The organism is Shewanella sp. YLB-07 (assembly GCF_009377275.1).
Window position 1 is genome coordinate 222,466 of record NZ_VOQB01000009.1, and the last position, 14,281, is coordinate 236,746.

Annotated in this window: 11 protein-coding genes; 7 read left to right on the top strand and 4 right to left on the bottom strand. The window is 46.6% G+C overall.

Annotation, left to right across the window (positions count from 1 at the left end):
• Positions 1-62: 62 nt before the first annotated feature.
• The 4 genes from FS373_RS19835 (at position 63) to FS373_RS19850 (ending at position 5,135) form a co-directional block, all read left to right on the top strand.
• Complete coding sequence (locus FS373_RS19835; protein ID WP_144046220.1) at positions 63-701, top strand: paraquat-inducible protein A; 639 nt, start codon at positions 63-65, stop codon at positions 699-701.
• The gene (locus FS373_RS19840) at positions 694-1,353 is read left to right on the top strand and encodes a paraquat-inducible protein A (protein ID WP_144046219.1); all 660 of its coding nucleotides are present in this window, start codon (positions 694-696) and stop codon (positions 1,351-1,353) included. The genes FS373_RS19835 and FS373_RS19840 overlap by 8 nt, the downstream gene beginning before the upstream one ends.
• On the top strand, positions 1,322-3,949 hold the full coding sequence (locus FS373_RS19845; protein WP_152830412.1) for an MlaD family protein: 2,628 nt from the start codon (positions 1,322-1,324) through the stop codon (positions 3,947-3,949). Before FS373_RS19840 ends, FS373_RS19845 begins: the two co-directional genes overlap by 32 nt.
• A 160-nt stretch (positions 3,950-4,109) precedes the next feature.
• A complete protein-coding gene (locus FS373_RS19850) occupies positions 4,110-5,135 on the top strand; it encodes a GGDEF domain-containing protein (protein ID WP_144046217.1) in 1,026 nt (341 codons plus the stop codon).
• Between the two features lie 11 nt (positions 5,136-5,146).
• Here FS373_RS19850 and FS373_RS19855 read toward each other — a convergent pair whose 3' ends face one another.
• The 3 genes from FS373_RS19855 to pdsO are packed head-to-tail and all read right to left on the bottom strand — an operon-like array spanning position 5,147 to position 8,749.
• Complete coding sequence (locus tag FS373_RS19855; RefSeq protein ID WP_144046216.1) at positions 5,147-5,740, bottom strand: class GN sortase; 594 nt, start codon at positions 5,738-5,740, stop codon at positions 5,147-5,149.
• On the bottom strand, positions 5,737-7,983 hold the full coding sequence (locus FS373_RS19860) for a marine proteobacterial sortase target protein (RefSeq protein WP_144046215.1): 2,247 nt from the start codon (positions 7,981-7,983) through the stop codon (positions 5,737-5,739). The genes FS373_RS19855 and FS373_RS19860 overlap by 4 nt, the downstream gene beginning before the upstream one ends.
• Positions 7,984-8,011: 28 nt before the next feature.
• Positions 8,012-8,749: a sortase-associated OmpA-like protein PdsO gene (pdsO, locus tag FS373_RS19865; protein WP_185977017.1), complete on the bottom strand. Its 738-nt coding sequence runs from the start codon at positions 8,747-8,749 to the stop codon at positions 8,012-8,014.
• A 288-nt stretch (positions 8,750-9,037) separates the two neighbouring features.
• Here pdsO and pdsR point away from each other — a divergent pair, with 288 nt between their 5' ends.
• The 3 genes from pdsR to FS373_RS19880 all read left to right on the top strand — a co-directional run bounded on the left by pdsR (position 9,038) and on the right by FS373_RS19880 (position 13,513).
• Positions 9,038-9,730 carry a proteobacterial dedicated sortase system response regulator gene (pdsR, locus tag FS373_RS19870; RefSeq protein WP_144046213.1) on the top strand — a complete coding sequence of 231 codons (693 nt, stop codon included), beginning with the start codon at positions 9,038-9,040 and terminating at the stop codon, positions 9,728-9,730.
• 49 nt (positions 9,731-9,779) lie between these two features.
• Entirely contained in the window at positions 9,780-12,176 is a 2,397-nt protein-coding gene (gene pdsS / locus FS373_RS19875) for a proteobacterial dedicated sortase system histidine kinase (RefSeq protein ID WP_229381165.1), read from the top strand.
• A 158-nt stretch (positions 12,177-12,334) separates the two neighbouring features.
• Complete coding sequence (locus FS373_RS19880) at positions 12,335-13,513, top strand: cystathionine beta-lyase (RefSeq protein WP_144046212.1); 1,179 nt, start codon at positions 12,335-12,337, stop codon at positions 13,511-13,513.
• Between the two features lie 90 nt (positions 13,514-13,603).
• Here the strand turns inward: FS373_RS19880 and FS373_RS19885 are convergent, their stop codons facing one another.
• Entirely contained in the window at positions 13,604-14,245 is a 642-nt protein-coding gene (locus tag FS373_RS19885; RefSeq protein WP_152830413.1) for a Type 1 glutamine amidotransferase-like domain-containing protein, read from the bottom strand.
• Between the last annotated feature and the right edge of the window lie 36 nt (positions 14,246-14,281).

The window sequence follows — 14,281 nt, forward strand, 5'->3', positions numbered from 1 at the left end:
CAGACGAATTAACACATTTCGTCGAGCCAAGTATTAACAAGAAAAGGGATGTGTAAGAAAGGGTGAAATTACTTACGGAACATGAGTGTGCAGATACCAGTGTGACCCTGTGTCGTTCTTGTGATCTTGTGATAAGGAAGCGAGCCTTGCCTTCGTCTGTTCGTGCCTTATGCCCTCGATGTCATACTCCCATCTATGATGCACCATATTGTTCCTTAAACGGCATGTTAGCCCTGTGCCTCACCGCGATTATTTTTTTCATCCCGGCAAACTTACTCCCCGTTCTCGAGTTACATTTTCTTGGCAGCATCAGGACCACAACCATATCCGAAGGTGCCATGGCTGTAGCAAACCAAGGTTATTGGGTCGTCGCCATTGCCGTTCTCACCTCGGCGGTCATCGCACCTGGTTTACTGCTTTTATCTGTGCTGTCGCAAATTTTAATTATCAAGTATCGACTGCAGGTGCCTTTTTTTCGAGATATATTGAAGCGCCTGCTTAAATATCATGGTCTACTCTCACAACTCACCATGTTAGAAATTTATATGATCAGTATTTTCGTTTCCGTCTTTCAACTCACGGACTATACCGATATCTATCTGGGAATGGGCACCTTCTGTTTTGCCATGTTATTTCTGGTAACCCTATTTTTACAGCGTGAATATCATCTCGAACATATGTGGAGTGTATTAGATGACTAGCCCCTCTGAGCAGCCACAGAGAAACCAAGGGAAAGATTTAGGCCTGACGCTCTGTCCTTCATGCCAACAGTTGATGTCCCACAAGGCAACCCATTGTTCAAGGTGTGGCTCAACACTCGCATTTCGTGATTATTCCAGCCTGCAAAAAAGTTGGGCCTTGCTGATAACCGCCGCCATTTTATTGATCCCGGCAAATATTTATCCGATCACTATCTTTACCAGTCAGGGACAGACACGTCACGATACTATTTTTACCGGTATCACCCACCTTATCGATCTGAATATTCTGCCGATTGCAGTCATATTATTTACCGCCAGTATCTTAGTTCCTATTTTAAAAATCTGTGGCTTGACTATTTATCTGCTAGCCATCAGTTTCCGTCTGCCCATCTCCAAGAAGAGGTTGATGGTCGGCTTTCATGTTATTGAATGGATAGGTCGATGGTCAATGCTTGACCTGTTTGTCATATCTATTACCGCTGCGGTGGTCAATATGGGGCAATTGCTCGATGCAAAGCCCGGACCTGCCGCTACCGCATTTGCTTTAGTGATTTTACTGACACAAATTGCCGCTAAAGTACTTGATACTCGTTTACTCTGGGATCGATTGGAATCGCAAGATGACACAAATAGAAACACCGAAAGTAGTTAAGAAGAAGCTTTTTTCGCCTATCTGGCTTCTCCCCCTTGTGGCTATTGCCCTAGGGTCCTGGTTAGGCATAAAAAGCATAAGAGAAGCCGGTATTGAAGTGCGTATCCACTTCCCCAGCGCGACTGGGATTGATGTCGGTAAGACCTTAGTACGCTATCAAGGGCTGACGGTGGGTAAAGTCGTCGATATTGGCATCGATGACGAGCTACAAGGCGTTAATGTCGATCTAAAGATGGATTACCGAGCGGATCCATTTTTGAATGAGCAAACCAAATTTTGGCTAGTCACACCTAAAGCCTCGATCACAGGGGTAGAAGGTTTAGATGCGCTTTTCTCAGGGAATTATATCGCCATTCAACCTGGTGGAGGTCAGTCTCAATCCTTTTTCGAAGCCGAAACGGATGCCCCAGCCATGCTGCCGGGAAGCGATGGTTTAGTCATTGAATTAACAGCCGATACCTTAGGGTCTTTGGATGTAGGCTCACAAATATTCTATCGACAGATCCCCGTCGGAGAAATCATCAGCTATCATCTCGAAGGCTCGAGGCAAATTTTACTGAGCGCATTTATCAAGAAGCAATACACTCATTTGGTAAAGACGGACTCTCAATTCTGGAACGTGTCCGGACTCCATATCACCGCCTCGCTCTCTGGCATAGAGATAAGATCCGAAAGCCTGTCGTCTATTCTTGCCGGAGGCCTTAGTTTTAGCTCTTCCGATGACTCTCAAAGAGCCGAAAATGGACACAGTTACCGAGTCTATGACAGTCAAGCATTAGCCCAAGGTGGCATCGAATTTGCTCTGACAGCCACTGAATCGGATGCTGTATCTACCGGCACGGCCATCGTTTTCAGAGGCATCAATATAGGTCGTATCACAGATACACATCTAACCGATACAGGTGTGGAATTCACCGCCAAAATTGATAAAGAATATGCCCAGTTGCTCTCAGGTACGTCTCACTTCTGGCTTGAGGGTGCCGATATATCCTTGTCTGGTATCAAGCATGCGGGGCGCTTGATCACAGGTAGTGTCATTAACTTTTCACCAGGAAGCGGAGAGCCTAAACAGCAATACCCTTTATTGGAGATAGCACCGGATCAAGACGCACAATCTAAATTACTGTTAAATTTAACCGCCGAGAATAACCCGGGAGTCGGGATAGGGGCCGAAGTTCGTTATAAGCAATTGGCCATTGGCAAGGTCAATTCCGTCAGCCTTAATCAGGCATTAACTGGCGTAGAATACCAGATTGAGATCTGGCCTGAGTTTACTGATTTAGTTAATACCGATAGCTATTTCATCCCCGAATCGGCCCTGTCAATCGAGGCATCCCTCGATGGTATATCAGTGAAAACCCGTGACCTATCGACCTTGACAAAAGGCGCTATCAGCCTGATTCAGGGGGCCAGTAAAACCGTGGCAAAAAATCATGCACAACTGGCTTTGTTTCTCTCAACAGATGCGGCTGATGATTATTTTGACAAGCTAAATCAGTTTACATTATCCCTGATGAGTACCGATGGAGCAGATCTGTCATCGGGATCGCCTGTCTACTATCAAAAAATGCAGATAGGCCAGGTCGACGAGGTTAACTGGAGCTCGGCTAATGAAAACTTCAACATTAACATCAGCATTCGAAACCAATTCAAGCCATTAGTCAAAACCAATAGCGTTTTTTGGCGAAACAGTGCCGTCACAGTCAATGCCGGTCTCTCTGGCATAGAAATCGATGTAGCGCCTATACAGGGAGCATTAAAAGGCAGCATCACACTCGGATTGCTCGACGATGAGGATATAGGCTCTCAAACTCACCTGTATGAATCTAAATCCCTGGCACTGGCTCAGGCAAAACCCATCAAGCTCACCTTCCCCGCCGATGTCAAGTTAGCGGCCAAGGCCCCTATACGTTACTTAGGCCACAAGGTGGGCGCTGTCGAACGTGTCACCTTGAATAAAGACCTGATAAGCGTCAGCGTTGATGCCTATCTATATGGGGATTATGCCCAACATTTTACTCAAGAAGACGCCGAGTATTTCCTCGTCGACGCTCAAATTTCTCTCGCCGGTATTAAAGCGCCTGAAACCTTAATAACCGGCCCCTATATCGGCGTCAAACCTGGGGTAAGCACTCAAATCCGTACTCAGTTTATCGGTGAAGTGACCCCAGTTATACAGGCCAAAAAAGACTGGTTACAATTCACTCTCGAAGACACTAATCTGGGCTCAATTAAAGCCGGAACCCCTATTTTTTTTAGGGGCATAAGCATTGGTGCTATCGATGCTTATCAGTTAGCCGATACGGGTAACTCGGTACAGATGTTCGCCCATATCGATGGGGAATATCGTCACCTGGTCAACCAAACTAGTCAATTCTGGGATCTGTCTGGTGTAAAAATCGATGTAGGTCTCTTTTCAGGAGCTAAGATTGAGACAGGTTCATTAGAGAGCATACTAGCGGGTGGCGTAGGTGTAGTCACCGAGCAGCAAACCATGACGAGTAACATGCTGACATCAGACGCGAGTTTCACCTTACATAAAAAACTCGAAGCTAAATGGTTAACATGGGCACCAGTCCAACTCAGCCAACAATAACCTCACAAATTAAGCATGACCAGGAGGAAAATATCCCCCCTTCTGGCTGCTCTTTATTCGGCTCATTAACTATGCTCTCATTTACCAACTAAAGTGCTTATACTTACTTAAATCGGTATTAGTCTGGGAAGCTTAGATTGGTATTAGTCTTGGGAGATTTATGTCTAGAGAAATAATAAAAATAGCGGCAAAAAATTTAAAAAAAGCCGTTCCTTTGATGTTGAAGCACCAAATTCCCACCACGCCAACCAATTACGCGCTCTGGTATACCTATGTCTCAGAGCAAAGCCCAGAATTAAATAAACGACTCGACACGGTTATTGAGCAGCATCATACCTGCCCGCCCGTGAATGCAGAGATGCTATATCGTGAGTACGTGTCAGATCCCATCGAAGTCGATGTCCTCGACATGCGACAGAACCTTGAGGCTATGGCGACAGAACTATCTCACTCTCTCAAGGATACTAACTTAGACGCCACTCAATTTCAGCGCCGTATCGACAGTAATTTCGAGAAGTTAAACCGGATAGAAGAGGAAGGCGTCAGTTTAGAGAAGGTACTCGGTATCGTCAGAAGCTTAGTCAAAGAGTCCGACGACATACGTTCGAGCACACAATATTTCACTGGCCAACTCAGTAAAGCCCAACAAGAGATAGATGCATTAAAGCAGCAACTCGCAAAATCTGAACAAATCATGCTGTACGATGCACTAACGGGTATCTTCAATCGCCGCGCATTCGATAACGATCTAAGAGGCTCCCTGAGTCAATCACCTGACGGCTTATGCCTCATCCTGGTGGATATTGACCATTTCAAGGCATTTAATGACAATTATGGTCATCAATTAGGCGACCAAGTCCTTAAAGCGGTCGCTAAGCGATTGCAGGAAGCCTGCAGAGATGGTGCAAAAATATATCGATATGGTGGAGAGGAGTTTGCCGTCATCATACCTAGAAGCCAACTTAGCTCCTCTCGTCATCTGGCCGAAGCCATGCGCAGGGGGCTGGAAAAAGTCTCCCTTAAAGATAGAAGAAAAGACGTTAGAATCAATAAGATCACTGCATCATTTGGCGTCGCACAGTGGGATAAAAACCTCGAGGGCGCTGAGCTTATAGAGAGAGCGGACAAACTTCTCTATGAGGCCAAACGTCTGGGGCGAAACAGGGTCATGCCCATTCCCAGCTAGAACATTCGTCGCTACACAGGCAGCGCCCTCACTATGAGTCTATACGGGCTGCCTGTTTGTAGGGCATTAAATGGATAACAAGTGATCAGGGTCAGCTGGTCATGATAACTTGGCATCAACGCACGAGTGTCAGATTCGTGCACAATTTGAGTCGAGGATACCCGGTACAGACTCGTCTGCTTATCTGCGTCTTGAAATTTTAGCACCCGTCCTGCTTTAATCCCGTTAAGCACAGAAAAGTGCGTATCATTATGACCCGCTATGATCCTGTTCCCCCCTTGGGTCTGCAAGCCTCCGCCCTGAACCATAGTTGGCCCGAAGGCTAGATTTCTGCCCGATGCACCGGACAGCACATAAAAAGTTCTGTCTTCACTGTCTACATTATCTGCCGTCATCAAGGTCAGTTTAGCCACAGGGTAAGTATCGGCCCAGCTCCATGGTTTATGGGGTCGCTTATCCTCTAAGGTTTGTCGCCATGCTTGCTCAATGAGATATTGTGCGAAGTACGCCTTAGCCTGCATATATGAGCCTCCTCCCAAGAATAACAGTCCGGTCAATATCACAGTGCAGCAAAGCCCGGTTCGCCAGCCCTGTAAACGACTCATGTCTCCAGGCCTTTTGCTGACACATGTCCGTCACCGCCAGTCTTAATTGACACTGTTTGTCGCCTTTTCTGAGCAGCTAAACTACGGAGCATACTCAACCCAGCTCCCTTATCAAGGCTAAAGCTTGCCAGATAGGCTAAACCTAGACCCAACAAGATCATGCCCATCATGATAAGCAAGCGACTCTCCCCCCCAGTCTGAGGCAAATAGCCCACTGGGGGTTGCCAGCCAAATGGCGTGGACTGCACCACACTGGCATTATTTGACACCACAGACGAAGGCTTTGCAGGAATGCTCTCAACCGCCACTAAACTAGTATACTGGCTCACCAGGTGATATTTGAGCGCCAAAGCCGTCACCTGTTTTTTTACTCTGGCTTGGTTAGCCCCATTTTTACTCATCTCCAATGCGGCTATCTGCTTTCTGGCCCAGACAAGATCTAAACCTGCAGCGGATTTGCGCTCATTGAGAGACAAACTGCTATGCCAATATTGGTTACCTATCATGCCCGATACGATTAACTCAGAGGCCGAAGCCTGGTAAATCTTGGGACGCATCTTTATCGCGACTAACAAGGGTTCATTAGCATACAGATCCGCAATACTGATCGGCCAATGATCGGGAATAGTGCCATCGCCATAGCGAAGTTCAATATCAGTGATTTGAGGATGCTCAATTTTATACAGTAGCGATTCTATTTTCTGCTGCACCTCGTCCAGCTTACCTATGTAGGTGAAGCTCCCCCTACCTAGCTCAGCCGCTCTTTCCATAAAATGAGAATTAGGTGCCGAGCCTATGCCGATGGTGAACAGTCTCGAATGACCTATATGCTCCTCGATAAGACTGAACAAATCTCTCTCGTTCGCCACGGCCCCATCGGTCATAAACAATACTTGCTTCAACCGGGTACTGTCTGGGTCTGAATTATCTTCATTTTGCTGATAAGCCGAGTGCATCCCGGGAGCGAGCGCACGAGTCAGTGCAAAACCCATCTCTGTGCCCCCATCGGCCTTTAAGGTGCGTATAAACTGATTAGCCCTACCGATATTTTTTGCCGTGGCAGGCAGAGACTGTGCAGATAAAGCGTGCACATTTGAATTAAATTCGATGATATTGAAACTGTCACGCGTCCCTAATCCGGCTAATGCATAGCCCATTGCCTTCTTGGCTTGTGCTATTGCCTCACCGGACATGGACCCCGAGGTGTCGATAACGAGTATCAAGTCTCTGGCTATCGCGCTGATCGCACCAACCTCTGGGGGGATCAACATCAGTAAGGCATAGTCGCTGTCCTCTGGTGAAGAGTTTGCATCCTTATGGGTTTGGCCCTGCTGGGCATAGATGGCCGCAACGGGCTCACTCCCCGAAACAGGTGTCCATCTGAGGACAAAATCTCTGTTGGCAGGCGTATCGCCCGCTAACTTGAGCAGATATTGAGTATTAGTCACCGGCTGCTTATCAATATCATGGTAAACACTGGTTATCTCACTGAGCGCTATGCCCGCATCGAGATCTATCTCAATGTTAACCTTAGGACCTGCTGCTCTGAACTCCCCAAAGCCATAACTTGGGTCAACCAGCTGTGCCAACATTCTCTGTGTAGAAGGATAGGAATTATTCTTCCCGCCTCCTTGTTTGGGCACGTATCTTGGATTGACTAACATAGGAAACCTGAGGCTGAATTCACCTTTTTCATATTTCACCAGCTCTTGATAGCTTATCTGCACCACTAAGGTTTCACCCGGCCCCAGATTAGCAACAGATGTGGTAAAGATATTGGGTCTCGACTGCTCCACCAAGCTGGCTCTTTGACCTGTAGCTTTAGCCAGTTCAAACTGTTTTTTGGCCTCTTCCTTCTCTCTAACTTGCCCCTCTATTACCTTTTGCCCAACGATCAGGCGCATATGATCCACGGCAGCCTCATTGGGTAAAGGAAACAGGTAGCTACCATTAAGCCAATCGTCACTATCATTTATGAATGTCTGAGTCACTGTGACCCGATTAACCCAGCCAGAAACCTTCATCTGAACATCTGTGTTAAGCGGCATCGCCACCTGAGGCTCACTCTCTCCTTGCCTGTGATAAACAAAACTCCCTTGAGTTATCTCAACGGCACTCATGGCCTGAGCGACATTTATCCAAGATGCCATCATGATGACTATCCCGGATATGGCGAAGTTAAGCCCCCTCCTAAGAGGGGCTTGTAAATTCAAATAATGATCTAGACACAAACCTGTTCTCATCTTTATATTCCTTTATTATGAAAACCGCTTAATGGTTGGCAGCAATGGCCGTATCTTGTGACACAAATTTAATCGTGACCCTGCGATCGAAGAAGTCATTCTCAAAGCTCTGCTCAACGGTTATCGGCGCACTGGCACCGTATGCACTAGCAGTTAATCTTTGTTCATTCACCCCCTTGCTCACCAGGTAGTTCTTCACCTCGGCCACTCTCTGCTCAGACAAAGCCTGATTGTAGGTCGACTCTCCCCGGCGATCCGCATATCCGGTAAGATCTAACCTGAGGTCATCAGACATCTGCAGTGCACTCGCCAATTCATCCAATTGAGGTTGGAAATGTGTCTCTAACTGAGAAGAGCCTGTCTTAAATTGAATATTTAAGCCCAGCTCTAACTCCGTCAACTTCTGCTGCCTGGCCAACTTGAGTTCGGCCAGTTCATCTTGCACCGATTCATACTGATTAGAGATAAGCGCCAGAGACTGGTTATCTTCATTGAGTTGGTGAATGGTGGTTTCTTGCTCGCTTAACTTTACCTGTTGAGATTCTATCTCAGTATCATCTCCAACCGACTTACCGATAATGCCGCCGGTAAACGCACCGATGATAGCGCCAATGGGCCCGCCGACGACCGCGCCTAGGACAATTCCCGAGCCCACGCCGATCAACTCTTCATGGTGCTCTCTTTGATTTTCAGTGTCTGATGCATAGCCCATGTTCGAAAATGTTAATGAGCTCATCACTAATGCGGCAATCAATTGTTTGTTCATCTTATTATTTCCTACTGTCATTAATGTTATTTATGTGTTCTGTGAACGAAGAGTTCGCTTCAATTCGATATGAACATTAAAACGAATAGAGATGACTTTGACGGGGAGGAAAAATGGCATTGCGGGTATCAATTGTGGCAACAAAAAGGCAATCACTTAAGTTGGCTTTTTACCTCGTTGTTTTGCTGTATAGTCACACTCCAACAGGGTTATCCGGCAATAAAGTAAGCTGCCGACGATTATCAATTAGCTAGTGTCAAGATAATCGACTTTAAAAGGTTAAAGGTCATGAAACGTATCGCCATCGTTGAAGATGAAGTCGCCATTCGCGAAAACTATAAAGAAGTATTACAACAGCAAGGCTACAGCGTCCAAGCGTATGCTAATCGCCCTATGGCGATGCAGGCTTTTTTGACCCGACTCCCGGATCTGGCGATCATAGATATCGGGCTAGAAGATGAGATTGACGGTGGGTTCACCCTGTGTCAGTCCCTCAGGGCCATGTCGAGCAACCTGCCTATTATCTTTTTAACCGCCAGAGACAGTGATTTTGATACCGTATGTGGTCTCAGATTGGGCGCAGATGATTACTTGAGTAAGGATGTCAGTTTTCCACACTTGATTGCCAGACTGGCCGCCCTTTTTCGTCGTGCAGAGTTGCAGGGCAAAGAGATATTAGATGAAAACCTGCTGGAACGAGATAAGCTGGTCATCGACATCAACCGCATGCAAGTGTATTGGAACAAGACGCATATTGAACTCACTGTGACCGAATTCTGGATGGTGCACGCACTGGCAAAACGCCCTGGGCATGTTAAAAATCGACAAGAATTAATGCAGGAAGCTAAAATTTTTGTCGATGACAGCACCATCACGTCTCATGTGAAACGAATTAGAAAGAAATTCCTCGCCCTCGACGCAGATTTCGACTGTATAGATACCGTTTATGGTATGGGATACCGATGGGACCCTCAGGGCTAAGCTCGACTAATCAACGCCGCTTAATATGTTTAAACAAAGAGTATCGCTAGTGTTATATCGCCTCTTGGACATCAGAGCTAAAGCCTCTATGTATGCTTTCCTCATCGTTAGCAAGACAAAAAACAGCATGCGCAAGCATTGGGGCTGGTTAAAAACAAAACTGGTCAAGATAACCCCGGCCAAATTTTATAAAATAGCGAACAGGCTGAGCGAACTCTTTTTTCTGCTGAAACACAAATTATCTAAATTTCATCCTCCCATAGGCCTGAGATCGAAAGTCGCCATCTTATCTTTATTTCTCCTCTGCCTGCCCTGGTTAGGCTATCAATATGTGTGGGAGATGGAAAAATACCTGAGATACGGTCAGGAAAAAACACTCGAAGGCACCACGCAAGCGCTCGCAACCGCACTGCATGAACGCCCTAGCCTCTTTGACATACAGGCCAGTTTTCTTACTCAGGTAGAACAGGGGCGCGACCTATATGCTTACCCTTTAGCCGGACCCATTCAACTCGATGGAAAATTGAGTGACTGGGCCTCTTACCGCCACCGAAGTATCAATTATGGCGAAGACCATCTGATCTTTAAACGTTCAGCCGACGCTCCATTAAACGTCAGTTTTAAGCATATGGTAGGTAAATATGCTGGTTTCCTCTACGCCTTCTTCGAAGTGACAGATCCTCATGTGATCTATCGTGGCAGCAACAGTCTCAAAATCGATGTCAATGACCACCTGGCCATTGCCACATTGGCTCCCGATGGTAAATTCAAACGCTATATCATCGCCACTCAAAGAGATGGCTGGGTGAGTTCATATAAGCTGCCTGAAAACCCTAAAAAAAGAATGCCTGTCACGCCAGAGCTTAAAATTCAGGGAAAGTGGATTAAGACTGAAGCCGGTTACAATGTTGAGATACGCATGCCGCTGGATATGGTAGGTAGCAAACTGGGTTTCGCCATCTATGATGTCAATAATAAGCAGACACGCACTCTGGATGCCATCGTCGGCACATCGGCCATCGATGATGTAGAAAATTTGGGTACAGTCCTGGTGCCTTCTCCTGAAATAGAAAGCATCATCAAAGGGATGAGCCATAACAGTTCGCGTATTTGGGTAGTCGATAAACATGGACGCGTATTAGCCAAGTCCGGTGACATTCGTACAAGTAGCAGTGTCTGGACTCGAACTGTCCAAGACACACCCGATGACTCGTTTTGGGGTCACTTTAAGCGGGACTACCTTCACCGCTTCTATTATAAAATCTTAACCACCCCACCAAAAGATTTTATCGACTCCCTGCAGGACTCTACCGTTCTCAAAGGAAGTCACATCAAGAATGCACTCGCCGGCAGACAAGGCTCCACCTGGCGATTAACCCCGGACAATAAAGCCGTCATACTGGCAGCAGCCAGTCCCATCTGGATTGACGATAAGGTCATGGGGGTGGTGATAGCCGAGGAGACCACACATGGCATTCGTACTCTGCGTAACAAGGCGCTAGAGAAATTATTTAACGTCATCCTGACCATCATGAGCATGGGCACCTTAGCCCTGTTCTTTTTCGCTTCCAGTATATCCAGCAGGATAAGAAAACTCAGGGATGAAACCGAAGAAGCCATAGACAGCCAAGGCCGGATCAGAAAAACCATCCAGGGCTCTGAAGTCAGAGATGAAATTGGCGATCTTTCGAGGAGTTTTGCCAGTATTGTCGGCCGTCTGGGCCAATACACCCATTACCTGGAGAATATGTCTTCGCGCTTATCTCATGAGCTGAGAACCCCTGTGGCCGTAGTGCGTTCTTCATTGGAGCATCTGAGCCTACAACAATTAGATCCTGACACCCGAAAATACGTCGATAGGGCGGAAGAAGGCGTTAGCAGACTCAATATGATCCTCAATAACATGAGTGAAGCCACGCGTCTGGAGGAGAGCTTATCTCAAGCCGAAGTGGACATATTTCCCCTATCCAAGGTCATCTCAGGTTGTATGCAAGGTTATCAGCTCACCTATCCCAACAAGGAATTCCTAGTATCAATCATACAGGAGCCCTTGACTATGAGTGGTGTGCCCGAGTATATCGCTCAGCTCATGGATAAGCTGATTGCCAACGCGTTAGAATTCAGTACCGACAATACGCCCATTACAGTCACCCTAACGGCCAAGCACAGGCACGCAGAGCTGACCATTTCAAACTTCGGCCCCCTATTACCCGAAAAAATGGCTGAACAAATTTTCGAATCTATGGTCTCTGTACGCCAACAAAAAGCCCAAGATAAGCCCCATTTAGGCCTCGGACTCTATATCGCCCGGCTTATCACTGACTTCCACAAAGGCTCCATCAAGGCAAGAGATCTACAGACTCCAGATAAAAACGGTAAAGCTGGCGCTAATTTAGTCAATTCAGGCGTAGAGATCTTGGTGTCACTGCCTTATATAAAAGATTAAGCATCATCATAACTCACTGAATGTTGGTGAAGCGCTCTATCTATCTATCTTAAAAAGCAGAGATAGAGCAAACAGCACTCACTCTTCTCTTTAGCCATTTAGATGTTAAGATGGCTAAAACCCATTATTTCTCCTACTCGTTTCTGGAAGTATGCCCTATGAAAAAAGAAACCAAGATCATCAGCGTTGGACGTGACAAGAAATGGACTAAGGGTGTGATCAATCCCCCTGTATTTAGAGCATCGACCATGATCTTTGACACTATGGAAGAGATGCGTTTTGCCACCAAGAACCGCGCTAACGGCGAAATGTTTTATGGCAGACGTGGTGGCCCCACTCACTTTGCTTTTCAGGCGGCTATCGCCGAACTGGAGGGTGGCAGCGGCACTGCACTCTACCCATCTGGATCTGCGGCCATCAGCGGTGCACTATTATCATTTTTAAAAGCAGGCGATCACCTGTTGATGGTCGACAGTGCCTATGAGCCAACCCGAGATCTGTGCAACAAGCTGCTCGCAGGTTTTGGCATAGAAACCACGTATTATGATCCCATGATAGGTGAAGGCATCGCAGAACTTATCAGACCGAACACCAAAGTCTTGTTCTTAGAGTCACCTGGCTCAGTCACCATGGAGATTCAGGATGTCCCGACCCTGAGCGCAATAGCACATCAGCATGGCCTCATTGTCATGCTGGATAACACCTGGGCCTCACCGATAAATTCGCGTCCTTTCGAGATGGGCGTGGATATATCCATTCAAGCGGCCACTAAATATATTGTTGGTCACTCAGATGTGATGTTAGGCACAGCGACGTCAAACGACACGCACTGGGAGCAACTGAGAGAGAATAGCTATCTCATGGGACAGTGCACCTCCCCCGATGACGTCTATCTCGCCAGTAGGGGGCTGAGAACCCTAGGCGTGCGAATGCAACAGCATGAACAGAACGCGTTAAAAGTGGCAAACTGGTTAGCGACTCGCCCGGAAGTGGATCACTTAAGGCACCCAGCATTTGAGACTTGTCCGGGTCATGAGTTTTTCAAACGAGATTTCAGTGGCTCCAACGGCCTATTCTCTTTCGTATTAAAACAGGGCGACCTTAAGTCTGTTACCGCCTTGGTGGAAAACATGGATCACTTCAAGATGGGTTTCTCATGGGGTGGGTTCGAGAGTCTGATCTTAGGCGTCTTCGGTATCGACAAGATCAGAACGGCCACAAGCTGGGATAGCAGTAAACCTCTTATTCGACTGCACATAGGTCTGGAAAATGCGGATGATTTGATCGCCGATCTAGAAGCGGGATTCGTTCGGTTTAACGCAGTGCTAAACCGCTAACATATGCTACACACTGAAACCGCCCTATTGGCGGTTTTTTTATATCTGCTCAATTTAGGATTCAGAAACAGATTATAGATTAGATATAAGCTAATTCATTACCCAAGAGAATGGCTCACCAAGTTCAACTAGATCTCCATCGATAATGACCAGGCTGGTATTATCACCACAAAAATACACTCGTGATAAATCGGCAGAAAGTGCGGCTAATTCCCTTGCCATATTCGATGTTTTTTCAGCTAGTAATACATGGGGTACGAAATGAAATGGCACCAGAGATAAGCCCGACAGGTCCTGTGATCCCATGTGGTTGATATCGCCACATAAAATCGCGGTATCGATTGAGGGCGTCATGATCATCGCCCCAGCACTGACACCGATAAGTGCGCCACCATCAGTCACATACTGATGAAGGACGGGGAGTAACTCACGAAATTTAAGCCACTTGAGGAAACGATAAGTATCACCTCCGGATAAGTGAATCGCATCGCACGCTAATAACTGCTTCAAGCTAACTTCATTGAAGCCTGACTCCAGTTCCAGATAACAATCGAGTCTATCACCTAACTTGCTGTACATGTGTTGAGTAGGTATGTAGTAATCTCTGGCAGGATCTGGCTGTGAGGCGATATAGCCTATGTGTTTCGAGCTTGAACCCTGTGCATCCAACACATATTTTATTCCGGCAAGGCCATTTTCAGTATTTGGATCACTAACCAATGCCAACTTCATATCGATGTCTTAATTATCTGAGGAATGAACCAGAGT